The organism is Parerythrobacter jejuensis (genome assembly GCF_039536765.1).
Taxonomy (GTDB): domain Bacteria; phylum Pseudomonadota; class Alphaproteobacteria; order Sphingomonadales; family Sphingomonadaceae; genus Parerythrobacter; species Parerythrobacter jejuensis.
Genome location: NZ_BAAAZF010000001.1, coordinates 1,268,378 through 1,287,868 on the forward strand (window position 1 = coordinate 1,268,378; position 19,491 = coordinate 1,287,868).

At 59.5% G+C, this 19,491-nt stretch carries 16 protein-coding genes and 1 riboswitch; of the genes, 8 read left to right on the forward strand and 8 right to left on the reverse strand.

The genetic code is table 11. The features are described 5' to 3' along the window. Positions 1-358: 358 nt before the first annotated feature. Complete coding sequence (thiC, locus tag ABD653_RS06275; RefSeq protein ID WP_160777895.1) at positions 359-2,269, reverse strand: phosphomethylpyrimidine synthase ThiC; 1,911 nt, start codon at positions 2,267-2,269, stop codon at positions 359-361. 32 nt (positions 2,270-2,301) lie between these two features. Continuing rightward, complete coding sequence (locus ABD653_RS06280; protein WP_160777896.1) at positions 2,302-2,709, reverse strand: hypothetical protein; 408 nt, start codon at positions 2,707-2,709, stop codon at positions 2,302-2,304. 42 nt (positions 2,710-2,751) lie between these two features. After that, a riboswitch (TPP riboswitch) is annotated at positions 2,752-2,860 on the reverse strand. Between the two features lie 109 nt (positions 2,861-2,969). On the opposite strand from ABD653_RS06280, the gene ABD653_RS06285 reads away from it, so the two are divergent. Beyond that, positions 2,970-3,653 carry a DUF6445 family protein gene (locus ABD653_RS06285; protein ID WP_234032223.1) on the forward strand — a complete coding sequence of 228 codons (684 nt, stop codon included), beginning with the start codon at positions 2,970-2,972 and terminating at the stop codon, positions 3,651-3,653. A gap of 96 nt (positions 3,654-3,749) precedes the next feature. Further along, positions 3,750-5,396, forward strand: a complete 1,647-nt coding sequence (locus ABD653_RS06290) for a hypothetical protein (protein ID WP_160777898.1) — start codon at positions 3,750-3,752, stop codon at positions 5,394-5,396. A gap of 35 nt (positions 5,397-5,431) precedes the next feature. Here the strand turns inward: ABD653_RS06290 and ABD653_RS06295 are convergent, their stop codons facing one another. Then, on the reverse strand, positions 5,432-7,237 hold the full coding sequence (locus tag ABD653_RS06295) for a flavin-containing monooxygenase (protein ID WP_160777899.1): 1,806 nt from the start codon (positions 7,235-7,237) through the stop codon (positions 5,432-5,434). Between the two features lie 214 nt (positions 7,238-7,451). On the opposite strand from ABD653_RS06295, the gene ABD653_RS06300 reads away from it, so the two are divergent. After that, positions 7,452-9,107, forward strand: coding sequence for a hypothetical protein (locus tag ABD653_RS06300; protein WP_199801061.1), 1,656 nt, complete (start codon positions 7,452-7,454; stop codon positions 9,105-9,107). A gap of 77 nt (positions 9,108-9,184) precedes the next feature. Further along, the gene (locus ABD653_RS06305; protein WP_160777900.1) at positions 9,185-10,423 is read left to right on the forward strand and encodes a cytochrome P450; all 1,239 of its coding nucleotides are present in this window, start codon (positions 9,185-9,187) and stop codon (positions 10,421-10,423) included. Between the two features lie 8 nt (positions 10,424-10,431). Here ABD653_RS06305 and ABD653_RS06310 read toward each other — a convergent pair whose 3' ends face one another. The 4 genes from ABD653_RS06310 to ABD653_RS06325 form a co-directional block, all read right to left on the reverse strand. Next, entirely contained in the window at positions 10,432-11,292 is an 861-nt protein-coding gene (locus ABD653_RS06310; RefSeq protein WP_160777901.1) for a metal-dependent hydrolase, read from the reverse strand. Then, entirely contained in the window at positions 11,289-11,786 is a 498-nt protein-coding gene (locus ABD653_RS06315) for a styrene oxide isomerase (protein ID WP_160777902.1), read from the reverse strand. The genes ABD653_RS06310 and ABD653_RS06315 overlap by 4 nt, the downstream gene beginning before the upstream one ends. Then, positions 11,786-12,367, reverse strand: a complete 582-nt coding sequence (locus tag ABD653_RS06320; RefSeq protein ID WP_160777903.1) for a PadR family transcriptional regulator — start codon at positions 12,365-12,367, stop codon at positions 11,786-11,788. The genes ABD653_RS06315 and ABD653_RS06320 overlap by 1 nt, the downstream gene beginning before the upstream one ends. 83 nt (positions 12,368-12,450) lie before the next feature. After that, entirely contained in the window at positions 12,451-13,107 is a 657-nt protein-coding gene (locus ABD653_RS06325; protein WP_160777904.1) for a hypothetical protein, read from the reverse strand. Positions 13,108-13,293: 186 nt separating this feature from the next. Between ABD653_RS06325 and ABD653_RS06330 the strand changes: the two genes are divergently transcribed. From ABD653_RS06330 to ABD653_RS06340, 3 genes are all read left to right on the forward strand, one after another. Further along, complete coding sequence (locus tag ABD653_RS06330; protein ID WP_160777905.1) at positions 13,294-14,412, forward strand: NAD(P)H-dependent flavin oxidoreductase; 1,119 nt, start codon at positions 13,294-13,296, stop codon at positions 14,410-14,412. A gap of 113 nt (positions 14,413-14,525) precedes the next feature. Then, on the forward strand, positions 14,526-15,515 hold the full coding sequence (locus tag ABD653_RS06335; protein WP_160777906.1) for a CsgG/HfaB family protein: 990 nt from the start codon (positions 14,526-14,528) through the stop codon (positions 15,513-15,515). Between the two features lie 107 nt (positions 15,516-15,622). Beyond that, positions 15,623-16,993, forward strand: coding sequence for a flavin-containing monooxygenase (locus ABD653_RS06340; RefSeq protein ID WP_160777907.1), 1,371 nt, complete (start codon positions 15,623-15,625; stop codon positions 16,991-16,993). Between the two features lie 3 nt (positions 16,994-16,996). Here the strand turns inward: ABD653_RS06340 and ABD653_RS06345 are convergent, their stop codons facing one another. After that, positions 16,997-17,548 (reverse strand): hotdog fold thioesterase, encoded by a 552-nt coding sequence (locus ABD653_RS06345; protein WP_234032101.1) that lies wholly within the window; start codon positions 17,546-17,548, stop codon positions 16,997-16,999. 74 nt (positions 17,549-17,622) lie between these two features. Here ABD653_RS06345 and ABD653_RS06350 point away from each other — a divergent pair, with 74 nt between their 5' ends. Continuing rightward, positions 17,623-19,488 (forward strand): CshA/CshB family fibrillar adhesin-related protein, encoded by a 1,866-nt coding sequence (locus ABD653_RS06350; RefSeq protein WP_160777908.1) that lies wholly within the window; start codon positions 17,623-17,625, stop codon positions 19,486-19,488. Positions 19,489-19,491: the final 3 nt, after the last annotated feature.

A 19,491-nucleotide genomic window follows, 5' to 3' on the forward strand; every position in this document is an offset into this window, starting at 1 on the left:
TCCCTTTTTATAAAAGGTAATGCGCTCGACTTCAAAGGAAAAAATATTGTAAGAGCGCTATTCAATAGTCTGAAGGTTGTGGGTCATCTCCTTACTTTACTGTAGTATAATAAAGTTCCCCACCATCGCGGCACTTCTCTGCCATGTCGCGCACCCCTTTTTGAGAAGTCGTAAGGCCTGCCCCAGCGCCGCCCGCAAAACATTCGCGATCCGATACCCCGCCATTGCCACCCGCCGCTGGGGCAGGGCGAAGATGAAGCGGTTCTCCTACGCCGTCATCACCGGGGGGCTTCCTTGCCGTCCGGCGTAGCGTCCAGCGTGTAGTAACGGCATTCGCGGCACGCGCGGCGGTTGGCGCTCATCCCACTTCGTCTTCGGGCAGGTAGAGTTGCTCGCCCTTCTCTTTGTAGAGCTTACTCATCTCCTCCATCCCCTTGAGCGCAGCCTGCTTGCTTGCCTCTGCTGTATCCGCGCCCAGTTTCTCGCTGGCGATGAAACCTTCAGGGCTCTGGTTCTGCTTGCTCGCGAAATCGCGCACTTCCTGGCTGATCTTCATGCTGCAGAATTTCGGGCCGCACATGGAGCAGAAATGGGCGGTCTTCGCGCCTTCTGCCGGCAGGGTCTGGTCGTGAAATTCCTCGGCCGTGTCGGGATCGAGGCTGAGGTTGAACTGGTCGCGCCAGCGGAATTCGAAGCGGGCTTTTGACAGGGCGTCGTCGCGCACTTGCGCGGCGGGGTGTCCCTTGGCCAGGTCGGCGGCGTGGGCGGCGAGTTTGTAGGTCACCACGCCCACTTTCACATCGTCACGGTCGGGCAGGCCGAGGTGTTCTTTCGGCGTGACGTAGCAAAGCATCGCAGTGCCATACCAGCCAATCTGCGCGGCGCCGATGCCGCTGGTGATGTGGTCATAGCCGGGCGCAATGTCGGTGACGAGCGGGCCGAGGGTGTAGAACGGCGCTTCGCCGCACACTTCCAGCTGCTTGGTCATGTTCTCCTTGATCTTGTGCATCGGCACATGGCCGGGGCCTTCGATCATCACCTGCACATCGTCTTTCCACGCGCGGTGGGTCAGTTCGCCCAGCGTGTAGAGCTCGCTGAACTGCGCCTCGTCATTGGCGTCCGCGATGGAACCGGGGCGCAGACCGTCACCCAGCGAATAGGCGATATCATACGTTTTCATGATCTCGGTGATGTCGTCGAAATGCTCGTAGAGGAACGACTCTTTGTGATGCGCGAGGCACCATTTCGCCATGATCGATCCGCCGCGGCTGACAATGCCGGTGACGCGTTTGGCCGCCATCGGGACATAGGGCAGACGCACGCCGGCATGGATGGTGAAGTAATCCACGCCCTGCTCGGCCTGCTCGATCAGTGTATCGCGGAACACCTCCCAGGTGAGGTCTTCGGCTACGCCGCCGACCTTCTCCAGCGCCTGGTAGATCGGCACGGTGCCGATCGGCACGGGACTGTTGCGGATGATCCATTCGCGGGTGTCGTGGATGTTGCGGCCGGTGGAAAGGTCCATCACCGTGTCCGCGCCCCAGCGGATCGACCACACCATCTTGTCCACTTCGCTGGCAACGTCGGATGCCACCGCGCTGTTGCCGATATTGGCGTTGATCTTGACCAGGAAATTGCGCCCGATGGCCATCGGTTCGCTTTCGGGGTGGTTGATATTGTTGGGAATGATCGCGCGGCCCCGGGCGAGCTCGTCGCGCACGAATTCCGGCGTTACATATTCGGGGATCTCCGCGCCCCAGCTTTCGCCTTCCACGATCTTGCCGCGAATGTAATCGCGCCCGAGATTCTCCCGCTCCGCCACATATTCCATTTCCGGCGTGATAATCCCCTGGCGGGCATAGTGCATCTGGCTGACATTCTTGCCCGGTTTGGCGCGCAAAGGCCGCTTCACGACATTCTGGAACGCGGGCACGCCGCCACTGCGATCCGGGCCCGATCCACCTTGGGGCTGGCCGTTATCTTCCGGCTTCACTTCGCGGGCGTCATATTCCTCCACATCGCCACGCGCCATGATCCACTCGCGCCGCAGTTGCGGCAGGCCGGCCTGAATATCGATGGTCGCTTCGGGGTCGGTATAGGGGCCGGACGTGTCATAGACCCGCACCGGATCTTCCCCGCCCTCCAACTGGATCTCGCGCATGGCGACCTGGATGCCGCTGCCCGATTTCGCGCCGACATGCACTTTCTTCGAGCCGCGAATGGGCCCGGTGGTGACGCCGATTTCCAGTGGGGAGTTGATATCTGCCATGGGAAAGAATGCCTTTGGTTGGAAGTGTCAGATCAGGTGTATTGCAGCCGCGACATCGCGACGAAAACGAGGGCGGCGCCGAGGACCGCATCGATCCCGGCGATCAGGCCGGTGCGTCCTTTGAAGAAGCGGTTATACAGCGCGACCGTGCGATCCCCCGCAGCGATCAGCACCAGCCCCTTGGCCACCGCCAGCCCGCCGATCACGGAGATCAGGATGCTGAGCCAGTCATCGGGGTTCCACGGGGTGACGAGATAGATCGTCGCCCCCAGCGTGAGCGCGAAAGCGCCCGAAATAAGCCGCGCAAGAAAGCTCTTGTCGAGTTCCGCGATCATGGAATCCCAACCGCCCGGCGTGCGCAATTCCGCGACACAGGCAGCGAGCGTGTACAGCCCCAGGAACAGGGCGATCCAGGCGGGCAATGTCGCAGCAGTGGCCATGTTCGCTCTCCTCGCGTTGCGAGCGGAGCAAGAGCGGGTCCTGGAAACCTGGCCGCCCCTTCCCTCCGCCGGTGTTAACCGCAACAGGTTCAACGGGTCGGGCGCTGCGAAACGCCCCTCTCAGGTCACGCGACCTCCCCGGGGATGGCCATGGCATAGACCTGCAACGCCACGAGGTAAAGCGCCCCTGCCAACGTGGCGACGCGGGGCCCGGTGCAAGGGATTGACTTGGCACGGTGCAGCCCGCCATCTGCACCGGCATGGCGCAGCAGCAACCCTCCGTCCAAGTCCACCACCTCGGCACCGAGAAGGAGCCGCTGGTTGTCATTGACGGTTTCAGCGGCCGCGCCGAGGCGTTGCTGGAGGCGGGCTACCGGGCGGACTACCGGCCTGGCGGCGCGTCCTATCCGGGCATCCGCGCCCTTGCCGATCCGGGCTATCTCGACTTGCGACGCGAACTGATGATGCAAGTGATGGCGCAGATTTTCGGCGTGAAGCGGGGCATCAGATGCGAAGCCAGCACCTATTCACTTGTTACGCTGGCCGAACGCGAACTGTCCCCGCTCCAACGCATCCCGCATTACGATCACAGCGGAGAGGACCTGATTGCGGTGATGCATTACCTGCTCCCGCCGGACAGCGGCGGAACGGCATTTTACCGCCATCGCCGGACGGGTTTCGAAGCCATCACTCCGGAACGCGAAGATGCCTACGGAGCTGCCACAACCGAGGATCTGCGCGAATTTGGCGAGCCACCCGCGCGATATCATTTCGGCGATGACGAACGCTACGAAATGATCGGCGCAGTGGAGGCGCGGGTAGACCGCCTGATCCTCTATCGCGGACGCCAGCTTCATTCCGGCATCATCCCTGCGCCCGATCAGTTGTCGGACAATCCCCGCGATGGTCGGCTGACGATCAACATGTTCCTGTTCGGGACGTGATCTTCTAATCTTGACGTTGCCCTTATCTGCGATCTGCATCCTAGTAAAACTGCACGCACGACTTGCGCCGAAACCTCCATCTGATACTCCAATTACATGGGTGGGGACCGGGCACAGCACGACAAAGATCAAGGTGTCATTGCATCCGCACTGGTCCAGGCTGCAATTGCTGCCAACCTCGCGATCGGATTCGGTGCGTTCTGGCAAGCGATAGCGCCGCATCCCACGCTAACTGAATGGTTCGGGCCAGTCGTTATTCGCCTGATCATGGTCGGCGTCTTCGCTGGTTCCGCTCGTTTTTTCTATATGATGGCTCGCCTAGGCGGCGCAGCACGCGATAGCGAGCATCGCGACTGGTACATGCAGTATCGCGACGAGGTAACTACCCATCGTGCGAGAGGCTTCTATGCGAGCGGGGTCAAGCGATCACTCGACTGGCTCGACGGGTTTCTTGGTGATCGCGGGAAGGCCGACAAGAGCCTGTTCCCGAGGGCATTCGGGCTCGAGAAGCCAGCGCCCCTTTGGACGAGCGAGAGCCTGGAAAAGGTTACCTTTCTCGCAATGATCTATCCCATTCTGGCCCTCATAGGAGTTTGGGTCCTGACAGGTGTTGTGGGCGACCTGGAAGCGGCATTGAATATGGAGGTTAGCCCATGGCCCTACAGGATCGGAGGCGGAGTTCTTTTCGCCCTCTCGGTTCTGATGCTCAAACGGATTGACCGCATCGACCTCGAACAGGAATCGTGGAACCGTGGAGAAGTATTATCCCTATTACTATATGGAGCAGGAGTCTTAATCGCCAACCTCCTTTCGAATATTTCAGGGCTTGGATTTTCAATAATGATTATCCTTCTTGTATTCGTACTTACTAAGGCATCTTCATCATATATTACACTTTTCTCTCTCATACTATTTTTCAATATTGATGTTATTTTACTTAGTGATCCATACAAAATGTCTATACTATTTGTCCTAGTTTGGGCAATTTTAACTATTGATTTCCGAAAATTTGGGAACCCGAAATCTCTTGCGTTCATTCTCGTATTTTTGATTTCGGCTACATTGTTTGGCCCCCTCCTGACAGCCAAGTTCTTCGATATTCGCCCTTCCCATATTCCGTATATTGGTCTCTATTTCACCAGTGTTCTCGTGATCATCAATGCACCTGTCGACTGGCTGGCCATTGGATTCACGCGCGCGCTGATACGACGCGGACAAGAATTGGGCGGAGCCGCTCCGCTCCTTCTGGCTTTGGTTGACTTTCTGACATCACTGGTCCTGATGGCAATCCTGGCTGTATTGACATTGTGGGCGACCGAGCTCTGCAACGCACTGATGCCTACCCCGGGTGGCAAGCCGGTTATCAATATCTCCGAATACCTGACTGCCATGGGCACAGCGGAAGGCCGCGCCGATCCACGCAACTATTGGATCTATGTGCTGCTATTCTCAAGCCAGATCCCGGCTGTCGTCAATTTCGGGTTCGGGGCCTTTTGTCTGATGCGCGGTATACCGGCCATCAATCGCTGGGTCGGCAAACGGCTGCCCGCCGCAGGAGGCATTCGCACCTGGGACCGGCTGGGCGTGGCCGCTGCATCCTCGACCCAATTCGGGTTGGGCATGGCGGTGGGCTGTCTCGCCTATTTCTTCCTCGCCTACATCCTGATCGGTCTGGTCAATCCAATCTTTGGGGCGAATGTTCTAGAGCTCTTGGCGATGGCTTCGATCAGCCATCTCCTTTAGTCACACAGCAGAAGTATCAAGGTGGTCACACGGCCTTATTCGAACTCCAGCCCCTCGAATGCGCCGGAGCTGCGCCATGCGGCGATGTGGTGGAAGAAGGCGAGTGCGCCGCCGGGGTGGCCGAGATTGTATTTGTCGCGCTCGCGCAGGCCCTTGCCTTCATTGTTGTAATATCCCGGCGTGCATTCGGTATTGCTCAGCGCATTTCCCCGGCCGGTCAGCAGGAAATCGAGCCACTTCTGCTCCGCCTCTGCGCTCGGCTCCGTCGTGCTCAGCCCCTTGCCCTCCATATGCGTGACAATGGCAGCGATGGTGTCGGCGTGGTCGACCAGATTGTGCGGATAATTGGCGATAAAGGCCGCGCCCTGCGTTGCCTGGACCAGGAAGGCGTTGGGAAAACCGTGCATCTGGAGGCCGTGCAGCGTGCGCATCTCGGTTCCCCAATGCTCTGACAGTTTCTGGCCATCGCGCCCGACCGGATCGAAGCCGGTGCGGCTTTCGAAATCGGTCCAGACTTCGAAGCCGGACGCATAGATGATGCAATCGACTTCATACTCCACCCCGCCCGCGACAACGCCCTTCTCGGTGATGCGCTCCACGCCCTGCCCGTCCGTATGGATCAGCTTGGTCGAGGGCCGATTGAAAGCTTGCAAATATTCATCGTGGAAACATGGCCGCTTGCACAGCTGGCGGTACCAGGCCTGCAGGTCTTGCGCCGTGGCCTCATCCTCCACCAACGTTTCAGCGCGGCGGCGAATTTCCTCCATCTTGGCATTGTCCGCATCCTCGAACAGGGCGAGCATTTTTTCCGGCGTCCACTCGGCTGGCGGCACTTCCTTGAGCGCAGCCCGGAGCCGCTTGGAGATATCGGTCCAGCCGTCATTGACCAGATCCTCGGTCGGGAAGCCCATCCCGAAATGCGAGGTGAAGTTTTCCTGCCACGCCTTTTGCCAGCCTTCTACCGCGACATCGGCAAACCAGTCGGCATCGATCGGTTCATTATTGCGAGCATCGACCGAAGAAGGCGTGCGCTGGAACACCAGCAATTCCTGCGCCGTTCGCGCGACTTTAGGCACGCATTGGACTGCCGTTGCGCCGGTGCCGATGATCGCCACCCGCTTGTCCACCAGCTTGTCCATCGGCGCGCCTTCGGGCGTGCCGCCGGTATAGGCATAGTCCCACCGGCTCGTGTGAAAGCTCTTGCCTGCGAATGTCTCGATCCCGGGCAGGCCGGGCAGTTTGGCGACATGCAGCGGCCCTGTACCCATGCCGACATACTTGGCCGTGAAACGATCGCCGCGATTGGTCTCTACCACCCACACCTGCGCATCCTGGTCCCATTCCAGGCCGGTGACCTGGGTGTGGAACAGCGCATGTTCATAGAGCCCGAATTGGGTGCCGATGCGGGCACAGTGTTCGCGGATTTCCGGGGCATGAGCGTATTTCTCGCTCGGCATGTGGCCTGTTTCTTCGAGCAAAGGCATGTAGATCATGCTGGCGGTATCGCACTGTGCGCCGGGATAGCGGTTCCAGTACCACGTGCCGCCAAAATCGCCGCCCTTGTCGATCAGCCGGACACTGTCGAACCCGGCCTGTTTCAGGCGTGCACCCACGCACAGCCCGGCAAAACCACCGCCGACAAAGGCGAAGGTGACATGATCGGTTACGGGCGCGCGCTCTTGCACCGGCAAATAGGGATCAGCGGCCAGATCCTCGAATTCGCTTTCGAGCCGGATATATTGCTCCGACGCATCATTGCGCAGACGCTTGTCGCGCTCTTCGGCGTATTTCGCCCGCAGCGCGTCCTTGTCGATCTCCGGCTTGAATGTGACGGCTGACATCTCTCGGTTTCCCCTGCTCTCGGCGGCTTTAGACACGTCTGGCATATCCTTGTCATGCAGACCGCTAGCATGATTGCCAGTCCTCGGGAATTCGGGGGAGTGAACACCAAAGGCGCTGGCACTCCTTGATCGCAACCGGCAGGTGCCAGCCAAGTTGCGTTATAGTAATTCCACCCGACATTATGCTATATCGCCAGGCGGAGGGCATGTTTCTATGGCTAGCCAAGGTACTGACGAAAAGATCCAAACGCAGAAAAAGAAACAGGCGGTCGTGATTATTCACGGGATTGGCGAGCAGGTCCCGATGGAGACACTGCGGTCATTTGTTGACGCAGTTTGGGTGAGCAATCCCGATGCAATTTCAAGAAACCTGGCCGACGGAGACAATGGGGTCGCACCACGCCGTCGTAACCCTGTCTGGACCAAGCCTGACAAACGCAATCGCAGTTTTGAATTGCGGCGCATCACGACCGAGCATGATCGCAAAGGCAAGCGCACCGATTTCTATGAATTCTACTGGGCCCATCTGATGCATGGGTCGCGGTTCGAGCAGATCCGCGCCTGGATCTTCGAACTCCTGCTGCGGTCACCCAGCCGGGTTCCTCACGATGTTCGCTCGACCTGGTACTTCGCCTGGGCCTGTATTGTTGCGATCGGGGTTGGTGCTGCCATTCTGGCGTGGAAATTCCCGCTGCTGTTTGCATCGGTGACTTCGGCAATCGCTGCCATCGGGGTGGCCATTGCTTGGGTAAAGTCGAAGATGGTCGGCTATCTCGGCGACATTGTTCGTTATGTTAAGGCAGACCCGGTCAATGTCGCACGGCGACAGGAAATTCGCGAGAACGGGGTCCAGCTGCTGGAAACCCTGATGGGCGTAAACCCGCAATCGGTTGCAGCAAACCTGGCCCGGAAAAGGGCAGGGGAGGCTCTGGAGTGGGAGACCCAGTATGACCGGGTTATCATGGTCGGGCATTCGCTCGGCTCGATTGTCGGATATGATATCCTGAAACATGCCTATGCCCGTGTGCATGGATTGATGGATGGCGGGAAAAAGGATCAGCCGAACAGATACGCGCTCGAAGAATATTGTCGCCAAGGGCTGAAGACCGACGGCAGCAGCTTTCAGACAGATGATTACCGCGAGTACCAGCGTCTCGCCTTCGAGGAGCAGCGCAGCCATGGCAGCCCTTGGATCGTAAGCGACTTCGTGACCCTGGGTGCAGCGCTGACCCATTCGGAATTCCTGCTCGCGGAAACCGAACAGGACGCGTTTGACCAGCAGCACAAACGTATCCTGCCGACATGCCCGCCTATCCTGGAATGGGATCGCCATACGGGGCTGGAATATTTCAGCTATCGCCAGCCAGATGACAAAATCGGCACAACTGAAATTGCGGCCAAACGCGGCAAGATTGCCAACCCCGATCATTTTCGCACGCCCCACCATGCAGCCCATTTCGCCTTTACCCGCTGGACCAACCTGCATTCCCCCAAAAAGTGGATCATTTGGGGGGATATCGTTTCAGGCCCGATCGGTGACCTGTTCGGCCTGCGCCAGCGCAAACGCCCGAGCAAAAATCTGACCTCTCTGCACGGGGCGCTGGACATTCCGGTTCTTGAACACGGAAAAACAGCCAAGGAGCACATGCCAGGCGCCTTCACTCACCTGGCCTATTGGTCGATCCCCAAGGCGCTCAAGGATAAAGACGGTCAGGTGGTGCGGATGGACCCGCCCGTCCAGACACCGGATCACTTGAAACAGTTGCGTGACGCGCTCGATCTGCAGTTCGAGATCGACCATCCCAAACCCCCACCCGAAACCGCGCCCGAAACCGCGCCCGAAACCGCGCCCGCTGAAGCCGGCGACTAGTCCAGGACAACTGTCACGGTTGTTGTCCTAGACAAGGCAAGGCGTGCCCCATAAGCCTGCTGCCAGAGGAGAGCCCCATGGCCAGTGTTGCCGCCGATGATCGCGCGATTGCCCCTGTCGATATCAGCCGCGAGGCCTTGTATGTCGAAGACCGGTGGCATGAACCGTTTGCCCGGATGCGGAAGGATATGCCGGTCAGCTGGTGCCCGGATAGCCCCTATGGCCCCTATTGGTCGGTCGTGACGCATGATCTCGTGGGCAAGGTTGAGCTCGATCACGAAACCTATTCGTCGAGTTGGCAGAACGGCAACATCACCATCACCACGCCGCCGCCCGAGAGCAATCTGCCCAATTTCATCGCTGCCGATCCGCCTGTCCACACCGCGCAGCGCAAGGTCATCCAGCCCGCCTTCGCTCCCAGCCAGATGAAAACCCGCGAACAACAGGTGCGCGAGCGGTGCGCTTATCTGCTCGATAGACTGCCAGTCGGCGAAACCTTCGACTGGGTGACTCAGGTATCAATCCCTCAGACCATGGGCATGCTGTGCATCATCTTCGACATGGATCCCGATGCGGAGACCGACGATCTGAAAAGATGGTCGGACTTTGCCAGCGGCGTGGGCGAGAACAATCAGACCGATGAGTATCGCGCGGAGTGGATGGCCCAGATGCAAGCCATGCTGGCGCGGTTCGACCAATTGCTGGACGAACGCCGTGCAGCACCGCCGAGCGACGATCTGCTGAGCCGGATGGTCCATTCCGAAGCGATGGGGAGCCTGAGCCCGATGGAACGACTGGCCAATATCGCCCTGCTGATTGTGGGCGGCAACGACACCACGCGCAATTCGATCAGCGGGCTGGTGGAGGCGCTTGATCTGTTTCCCGACCAGCTCGACGCGCTACATGAGGATCCTGCTCTGATCCCCAATGCGGCACAGGAAATCATCCGCTGGCAATCGCCCGTCACCCATATGCGCCGCACCACCACTTGCGATACGCAGCTCAACGGGCAGCAGATCCCGGCGGGCGAGAAAGTGGTGCTCTGGTATATTTCCGCCAATCGCGACGATACGGTATTCCCCGATGCCGATCGCTTCGACGTGGCGCGCGGCAATGCGCGGCGACATCTTGCTTTCGGCCATGGCATCCACCGCTGCGTGGGTGCGCGTCTGGCCGAGATCCAGATTGCAACCGTGATCGAAGAAATCGTTGCGCGCGGCTGGCGCATCGCACCGCAAGGCAAGCCGACGCGGCTCGCCAGCCCGTTTCTCCACGGGTTCACTGAAATGCCGGTAAAGCTGGAGAAACGCGGATAGCGGTTAGTTCAAGTCGCGAACCGCGCCGGAATATCTTCGTCCCTTGTATCGAGCAGCGGAATCACCCCATCAGGCAGACTGGCATAAGCGCCTGACCATTCTTCTACCCATTGCGGATCCTCCACCTTGGAGGGATGGTACCACGGCACGAGCGAGCGCAGCATAGCTGGCGCCCCATGGAAAAAGAACCGTGCGATCATGCGGTAAAGTCGTAAGCGGCTGCGCAAAGATCTCCATTGTCCGTCGCGTTGCAACATCCGCTTGTACCCTTTGCGGCTGCACCAACCGACATGGAAGGACCCGACGATCAAACCCCAGGTCTTGGGCCAATAGTCGCCATAAAGATGCTGATAGAGATCGTAGGCGACATTCTTGTGTTCAGTCTCCTCCACCATATGCCAGAGGACAAGGGATGCGACAGATGCATCGCCTCTGTGAAACAGGCTGGTGCGGTGGCCAATGAGCCATTCCGTCACGCCCATGGTCATGGTTTCGAACCCGGCCGAATAGGCAAGCCTCCAGCGTAGGCTGCGTTTCTGGAACTTGGCGTAATCAGCGGCCATTTCTTCTTCGACTTCGGCAAGCTCGGGATAGCTGCGCTTGAGGATTTCATTGTATCGACGGTGGTTATTGTAATGCGCACCCTCCTGCCCGCAGAAAGCCTGCACGTCGGCCTCCAATTGTGGATCGCTTACATGGCTCAGAGCTTCACGTACTGTCTTGATCAGAAATGGTTCGAGATAGGGCATTGTCAGAGAGGCCCCATTGATCATGTGGCTCCATTCGCGCTGCTTTGGGTGCCACACCGGGTCGATGCCCTCGTCAAACGCGAAGGGGATACGCCGCACGATTATGTCGGGATTGTTCACGCGCCGTCTCCCAGGGATCGATAACGCTGCCACACACCCCACAGCAGCAGGGGAATGGCGATGTGAACGCCAATCATGGCGGGCCATCCGGTTATGAAAATGATGTTGTTGATCGTCACGTCGCCGGGGAAAGGGCCGCCGCCATATTCCAGGCCACGGGTTCCGAAAACAGCATTTGCGATCGCTGGCAACGTGAACAACCACCCGAAAGCCAGCGTCGCCCAGAACAGCACCTTTTGGGCGCGTTCGCTCAACATTATGTGAGCCCCGGCAGCCCCAATTGCGATGAGCATGGTGCCATTGGTGATGCCTTCCATATGCGCCATGTTCCAAGCGCGCCGGTCGCCGCCAATGTCGGCAGGAATATCCGTGAAGAACGGCCAGAGGTCATAGGAGCCAAGCAGGAAGAAGAAGTAGAACCACCCAGACAGGATGGCTGATACGATCAGACCTGCGCCGTTGAGCACCAGCAATATTCGATACTTCTCGTGCATCAACGCTCTCCATTTTTCTGATTGATGGCGACGACATTTCCCACTGTTGCGGCGGTAGCTCCTGCAAGTTGATCGAGTGCACGCCCGCACCATTCAGACCACTCACGCTCCCAGATCACCGCCACTTCCAGCGCAAGGCGACGCCCGACATCGACCAGTTCCGTGCTGCCCTCGAGCACACGGTATTTGGCCTGATACTGCGCGAGATGATCCCGATGCCGCTCTTGCCGGGAAAGAATGTTGGCTCGCAAACCATCCAGATCGACATGATCCAGCGCGTATAACTGAACCAGAAAATCGTCTTTCAATTCCTGGACTTCACTAGGCTGGCGCGACCATTCGAGGAGCGCTTCACGGCCAGCCGGGGCAATCTCGAACACGATGCGGTTCGGCTTGCCTGTCTGCTCGATCTCTTCGCTGGTTGCCCAACCCTTGCCCTTCAACTTGCCAAGTTCGCGATAGATTTGCGAGTGCCTGGCACGCCAGAAAAACCCCACGCTTTCGTCGAACTGTTTTGCAATGTCGTAGCCCGACATTGGCCCGTCAGACAGAGCGACAAGTATGGCAAATTGAAGCGACACGCCGCCCTCCCCATATGACACTAAGCATATATTATGCCTATTGTGTCATATGAGTCAATGCGGAGCGATATCGGGCGACCCAGCTAGTCGGAAACCGAACGCTTCACTGCCATCACCCCGGCAATCGCGACGAACATCGTTGCCAGCGTTCCGCTGGCTCCCGCGATCAGGACCCAGCCCATCCCTTGCGCGATGCCAGCAATATTCGCACCGAGTGCGATCACGCCAAGCAGCGCGGTAATACCCGAAACGATCTTGGCCGGAGTGGCAGTGCTGCTTTTGAAAAGCACAGTGCCCAAGGCAATCGCCGCAACGCCGATCAGGGCTTTTGCAAGGAAGTAGAAATAGAACGCCCCGGCCACCACGGTTCCGAAAAGCCCGAATACCGGCTGCTCGGCGAGCGCAATCGGCCGGAAAACGGCCAGGCCGAGGCCGAGCTGGATCAGATTGACCAGAGCGGCCAGTGCAATAGCCGCCCACGCCAGCTGGCTGCCACCGCCGCGTGCCATGACAACCAGCGCCGTCATGGCCACGCCAGCAAAGGCCAACACTTCAACAGTCCAGATCGTTGCGACCTCGGCCCAGCGATCGGTGAAATAGGCGACCACATCGGCCTGGGTGGTGCCTTGCGCCGGATCAGATGGCTGCGGGCCGCCCAGAAATGCCATATAGAGTATCTGCGTAACGACTGTCGCAATCAGCAAGATCGCGGCAATCTGTGCCGCCTTCAATGTAGACATGCTGCTCTTTGACATTGGATTCCCCTCCCGAATTATTGTGCGCAGCCGATGCTCAGAACCGTGCGGTGTGCACCAGTGCCAAGCGGCCAACCCAAAAGCCTTATCGACCAACGACGGGACATTTGCCAAGGTGGAAGCCAAGTAGCCGTCAAGATCCCCATCGCGGCTCGACCAGGAGAGACCAGAATGCCCTTCCGCATGACCGAGATGGTGGGATGCGAGTTCCCGCTTTTCGCTTTTTCGCACTGCCGTGATGTTGTCGCCGCTGTCAGCCGCGCAGGCGGCTTCGGAGTGGTTGGTGCGGTCAGCTCCACACCCGAACAGTTGAAGCAGGAACTGAGCTGGATCGACGATCATGTCGAAGGCAAACCCTATGGCGTCGATGTCCTGATCCCGGAAGTGCAAGCGGTCAAGATGGATATCACCGCCGACCAGATCATCGCCCAGATCCCGACCCAATATCGCGATTTCACCCGCGCCATTCTGCGAGAGGCAGGCGTATCTGAAGAAGGGGCTGATCTGCATGGCGGCTCCCAGCGGCCCAATACCTCGCTCGGGCAAGAGCTGCTGGAGGTAAGCTTCAACCACCCGGTCCGCCTGATTGCCAATGCGTTGGGCACGGCACCGCCGGAAATGATCGCCGCGGGCAAGAAACACGGCATCCCGGTGGCCGCACTGGTCGGCGCGAAAGAACACGCGATGAAGCAAATCGACGCCGGGGTGGACATCATTGTGGCGCAGGGCGGCGAAGGCGGCGGCCATTGCGGCGACGTCTCCACCGTTGTGTTGATCCCTGATGTACTGCAAGCGATCGAGGATGCAGGCGCGGATATTCCCGTGCTGGCCGCAGGCGGCATCATGAATGGCAAACAGATGGCGGGCATGATGGCCATGGGTGCCGAAGGCGCCTGGTGCGGCAGCGTATGGCTGGCCACAGCCGAGGCCGAGACGACCGAAGTGTTCCGCGAAAAAATGGTCGCCGCGTCCAGTCGCGATACCATTCGCAGCAAGCACCGCACCGGCAAATTCAGCCGCCAGCTGCGCAGCGAGTGGCACCAGAAATGGGAAGAGGCGGAGATCCCCGCCCTGCCCATGCCGCTGATGATGCTATTGTCCGAACCGACCCTGCGCGCCATCGACAAGGCCAGCGTGAACGGCAACCGTGCGGCACAGGAACTGGCGACCTATTTCGTGGGCCAGGGCGTCGGGCTGGTCAAAGAACAGCGCAGCGCAGGCGCGGTGGTGCAGAGTTTCAAGGAAGACTTCGCCGCCAGCTACGAGCGTATGATGGGGCTGCTTGAATAAGCCTAGTAATCGAGAACTGGCCTGTCAGAACTGGAACCATCGGCCAGCCTGTGTTGCTATGGCGCAAGGCATATGTAATTGTCTGGATGAAGATTTCGGGGAGACTTTTCACCATGCCGTTTACCAAGACGTTTCTGAGCCTGGCCTGCGTGGCCGCTATATTCACCAGCGTCCCGGCCGATGCGCAGAGCCGATCATCCGGGCGCAAGGCCCAGGATCAGGGTGTGCAGGAAATTCCCCGCTGCCAGCAATCGCTCGGCACGCTCGCCATTGACGAGGCACAGAGCCGCTGGTGGGTTCGTTACAATCTGCCCAACCCCGAAGCCCTGATCAAAGTTCTGGTGAACGAGTCGGGCTGTTTCAATCTCGTCGATCGCGGCCGCGCGTTGCGGATGCGACGGGGCGAGCGGGATCTCGCCGACAGTGGCGAATTGCAGCGCGGGTCCAATTTCGGTCGCGGCCAGGTGAAGGCTGCTGACTATTACATGATCCCCGACCTGGTCGGTCGCAACAATCGCTCGGGCGGCGGCGGCATTGGCGGCGCGCTGGCCGGCGCGCTGGGCAGCCGTGTCTTGGGCGGGGTCCTTGGCCGGGTGAAGGTCAACAAGAAGGAAGCCAATGTCACGCTTTCGCTGGTCAATGCACGGACCACCGAAATCTCGCGCGTGACCGAAGGCTATGCCCGCAAATCGGACGTCTCGTTCCGTGGTGGCGGCGGTGGCCTGTTCGGCGGCACATTGGCCGCGATCGGCGGGTCCGGCTATGAAAACACCCAGATCGGGCAAGTGATCGTGCTGGCCTATCTGCAGGCCTATTCCGACATGGTGACGCAACTGGGCGGATTGCCGCAGAATCCTTCAGCCACTTCCAGCGCCACAGTTCAGGCAACCGGCTATGGCATCACCCGCGACGGCTTCTCGCGCATCAAGCGCGGAATGACGGTGGAGCAGGTCAATGCCATCATCGGTTTCCAGGGCGATGAAGAGGGATTTGCCGGCAGTGTGAGCACCTATATGTGGCGCGAAGGCCAAGGGGCCAATTCCCATATTATGGGCGTTTTCAATGACGGCAAACTGACCGGTAAGAGCAAGGCCGGCTTCTAGGGCTCTCCGCCGCGCACTGACCGAGCAGAACCCTTGGCCGCATCGCCTGCTGACCCCGCTTTGTGGGCGAAGCACAATGTGGCAAAGGCAGGCAAAAGGCTGACCGGATGACAGATCAACCCCTGCCACATGTGTGCATCATTGGCGCAGGCTGTTCCGGGTTCACCACGGCCAAGCGGTTGAAGGATTATGGTATCCCGTTCGATATCATCGAAGCATCGGATGATATTGGCGGCAATTGGTATTTCAACAATCCCAACGGCATGTCGGCATGCTATCAAAGCCTGCATATCGACACCTCTAAATGGCGGCTCGCCTTCGAAGACCTGCCCGTCCCGGCGGAGTGGCCGGACTATCCAAGCCATGCCCAGTTGCTCGACTATTTCCACGACTATGTCGATACCTTCGCTCTGCGCCAGCATATCGAGTTCAACACAAGGGTAGAGTCTGCCGAGCGCCGCGCAGAGGGTGGGTGGGACATCACGCTCTCCAACGGCGAGACCCGTTTCTATGATGCGCTGGTGGTGGCCAATGGACACCATTGGGCCGCGCGGATCCCGGACTATCCCGGCGCCTTTTCCGGCGAGCAGATCCACAGCCACAGCTATATGACGCCAACCGAACCGGTCGATTGCATGGGCAAGCGCGTGCTGGTGGTGGGGATGGGCAACAGTTCGATGGATATCTCGTCCGAACTGGCCCATCGCACTGTGGCCAGCAAATTGTTCGTCTCTGCCCGGCGCGGAGTATGGGTTTTCCCGAAATATATCGGCGGCAAGCCGAGTGACAAGAACCCGGCCCCCGCCTGGATGCCGCGCTGGATGCGCCACAAGATCGGCGAGCGGATCATGAAGCGCCTGCTGGGCACGATGGGCGACTATGGTCTGCCCGAACCCACCCACGGCATGTTCGAAAACCATCCGAGCGTATCAGGGGAATTCCTGCTGCGGGCAGGATCGGGCGATCTGACCATGAAGCCAGCGATCGAAAGACTGGACGGGGATGGCGTGGTGTTCACCGATGGCAGCCGCGAGCCGATCGATGTGATCATCTGGGCCACCGGCTATGACATAAGCTTCCCGTTCTTCAACGATCCGGCCCTTACAGCCGACAGCGACAATACACCTCCACCCCTGTTCAAACGGATCATGAAGCCGGAAACCCCGGACCTGTTTTATATGGGCCTTGCCCAACCCCTGCCGACGCTGGTTAATTTTGCCGAGCAGCAGAGCAAGCTGGTAGGTGCCTATCTGGCCGGGCAATATGCGCCGCCGCCAGCCGAGGAGATGCACGCGATCATCACCAAGGATGAAGATTTCAACGTCGGGCAATTCTACAAGTCGCGCAGGCACACGATCCAGCTCGAATTCGATCCCTATGTGCGCGATCTGGCCAAGGAGTTGGAAGCCGGGGCCAAACGCGCGGCAGCCAGCGGCAATGCCCTGCCCGTTCCCGCCAGAACAACCGAACCGGCTTGATCCCTATTTCTGTTCGATAGCGATCACCGCCATTGTCAGGCGCGAGATACACACCAGTTTGCCGAGCTCGTTGACGATCCGGATCGACCAGATCTGGGTCGTACGCCCCAGATTGACCGGTGTCGCCGTGGCATAGACATAGTCATCATAGGCCGGGCGCACATGGTTCGCGTTGATCTCCATGCCGACGGTGGCGAAGCGCTCGCGATCGACGGTCAGTGATGCCGCCACCGATCCGACCGTTTCTGCCAATGCCACCGATGCCCCGCCATGCAGCCTGCCATATGGTTGCCTGGTCCGCTCATCCACCGGCATGCGTGCAGTGATCATATCGCTGCTGACTTCGACAAATTCGATGCCGAGATGGCCAGGCATACATTCATCGCCCCCGGAACCAAGGTCGGCCAATCGCGGCAATGTGCCGCCCCACCAGATGATCTCATCGCTCATGGCGAACAGCTCTGCCGCCCCCGCGTGCCGCTGTCCAGCGCCGGCATCGGATTTCAGGATCAGGATCAGGATCATGGTTACCGGATGGTTACCATTCCCTGTCATGGCGACGGTGTAGAATTACGTATTGGCCTGTTCGGGGATGGCCAGTTCGAGGAAAGGAAGCCGATTTCGCAGCCATGCGGTGGATTTGTGCCCTGCTGTCAGTTTTTCTGGCGATGGTCCTGGCCAGCAGCCCGGCCCATGCTGCTGGCTGTTCGGCTGCGTCCAGCGCGGGTACGGCGCCGCCATCGTGGCAGACCTATTGCTGGCTCGATCTGACCGATTACAATGATGTGCAGGCGCGTAGTGCCAGTGGCCAGAACTTCGCCTTCACCCTCAGCGACGGCTCGACCCTTACCTTCAATTTGCGCACCACCAGCACAGCAGCCACCGGCGCGGATGCCCGGCCCGCACCCAGCTGGTCCGGAGCGGCCGTTGGCAATTCGGCATTCCTTGGCATCCCGGGTGAGCCGATCCTGTATATGCTCAATAGCGGTTCGACGGTGGAATTCACATTCTCGTCCATCGCCGTCACGCCCCCGCCGGGTGTCTCGACCATCACGAGCTACGCTTTCGTGGTGGCGGACGGGGAATCGACCGACAATGCAGAATATCTCGAATACACCACCAATGGCGGATCATGGGAGCTGCTCGATTCCGTCCCGCCCATCAGCGGCAGCCAGATGCCGGGTTTCACCGGCGTTGGCACCGGGACATTCCGCGAAACCGGCGACGGCCTGACCGGACGGGTCGGCGCCTACATCGTCGGCACGGACACGCCAACCACGGTCACGGCCGAGATGGACGGAGCTGGCCTGCAGGGCCTGATGTTTGCCGTACGCTTTGCCTCGATCACGCTGGAGAAACAGATTGGCGGCGCGCGGGTTTCCGCAGCCGACCAGTTTACCTTCGAAATCCAGTCGTCGTCTTCAGGTGCGGCGCTGGCGAGTGGAACCACCACAGGCACCGGCCTTGGCCCCTTCGATGCGGTTGTCCTCTCGACTGCATCGGGAATTCCCCTGACACTGACCGAACAAATGGCCCCGGGCAGTGTCAGCGCTTTGTCGCAATACCAGTCGCTGCTGACATGCGTGAACGGCAACGCATCGTCGTCCACCGCGCTACCAACCAATGTGGTCACCACCAATTATGCGTTCGGATCGCTGCAATTCGGGGATGAAGTGAGCTGCACCTTCACCAACACCCCCTTCCCGCATGTGACCTATACCAAGGCGCTTGGCGCCGGTGGCCGGATATTCGACACCGACCAGTTCCGGTTGCGGATCAGGGACCGGACGACCAACACCAATCTGAACCAGACCACCACCACCGGGACCGGGTCGAGCTTTGTCATCGATAGCACCGGGCCCGTGCCGGTGACGGCCGGCAACACGATCCGGGTGATCGAGTTCGCGGAAGGCTCCACCGTGCTGGGCGACTATGCCATGTCGACCGTATGCACCAATGCCAACACCAGCTCGACCACCACGCTTGGCACGGGGACCCGGCGGGTCGACATGGTCTTGCAGATTGGCGATGTCGTGACCTGCATCGTCACCAACACCCGCAATAGTGCCAATGCGCGTATTGTCCTGACCAAGAGCTCAACCGTAATTTCCGACGGGATCAGTGCCAGCGATCCCAAGGCCATTCCCGGTGCGATCATCGAATATGCAATCTCTGTGCGCAATGAAGGCGACGCGCCGGTCGATGCCGACACGCTGGCGATGCTCGATATCGTTCCGCTGGATATGGCCTTCGATGCCGGCTTCGGGATCGTGTTTACCGAAGGCACGACTGTAAGCGGGCTGGACCCCTTCGATGCGGTGACAATGGTGGACTATTCCACCGCAGCGGGTGGCACTGCGCCTTACGACCATACGCCGTCAGGGTTCGACAGCAGCGTAACAGGCATCAGGGTCCTGCCGACGGGCACACTGGCCGCCTCGGATGGTACCAATCATCCCGGCTTTACGATCACGTATCGCATGCAGGTGGAATAGCGG

What these genes read in the sequence shown, in the direction of transcription:
- ABD653_RS06325 (WP_160777904.1), bottom strand. Translation starts at nt 13,107, where the DNA reads ATGTCTACATTGAAGGCGGCACAGATTGCCGCGATCTTGCTGATTGCG.
- ABD653_RS06280 (WP_160777896.1), bottom strand. Translation starts at nt 2,709, where the DNA reads ATGGCCACTGCTGCGACATTGCCCGCCTGGATCGCCCTGTTCCTGGGG.
- ABD653_RS06340 (WP_160777907.1), top strand. Translation starts at nt 15,623, where the DNA reads ATGACAGATCAACCCCTGCCACATGTGTGCATCATTGGCGCAGGCTGT.
- ABD653_RS06335 (WP_160777906.1), top strand. Translation starts at nt 14,526, where the DNA reads ATGCCGTTTACCAAGACGTTTCTGAGCCTGGCCTGCGTGGCCGCTATA.
- ABD653_RS06315 (WP_160777902.1), bottom strand. Translation starts at nt 11,786, where the DNA reads ATGCACGAGAAGTATCGAATATTGCTGGTGCTCAACGGCGCAGGTCTG.
- ABD653_RS06350 (WP_160777908.1), top strand. Translation starts at nt 17,623, where the DNA reads ATGCGGTGGATTTGTGCCCTGCTGTCAGTTTTTCTGGCGATGGTCCTG.
- ABD653_RS06285 (WP_234032223.1), top strand. Translation starts at nt 2,970, where the DNA reads ATGGCGCAGCAGCAACCCTCCGTCCAAGTCCACCACCTCGGCACCGAG.
- ABD653_RS06345 (WP_234032101.1), bottom strand. Translation starts at nt 17,548, where the DNA reads ATGACAGGGAATGGTAACCATCCGGTAACCATGATCCTGATCCTGATC.
- ABD653_RS06305 (WP_160777900.1), top strand. Translation starts at nt 9,185, where the DNA reads ATGGCCAGTGTTGCCGCCGATGATCGCGCGATTGCCCCTGTCGATATC.
- ABD653_RS06290 (WP_160777898.1), top strand. Translation starts at nt 3,750, where the DNA reads ATGGGTGGGGACCGGGCACAGCACGACAAAGATCAAGGTGTCATTGCA.
- thiC (WP_160777895.1), bottom strand. Translation starts at nt 2,269, where the DNA reads ATGGCAGATATCAACTCCCCACTGGAAATCGGCGTCACCACCGGGCCC.
- ABD653_RS06300 (WP_199801061.1), top strand. Translation starts at nt 7,452, where the DNA reads ATGGCTAGCCAAGGTACTGACGAAAAGATCCAAACGCAGAAAAAGAAA.
- ABD653_RS06295 (WP_160777899.1), bottom strand. Translation starts at nt 7,237, where the DNA reads ATGTCAGCCGTCACATTCAAGCCGGAGATCGACAAGGACGCGCTGCGG.
- ABD653_RS06330 (WP_160777905.1), top strand. Translation starts at nt 13,294, where the DNA reads ATGCCCTTCCGCATGACCGAGATGGTGGGATGCGAGTTCCCGCTTTTC.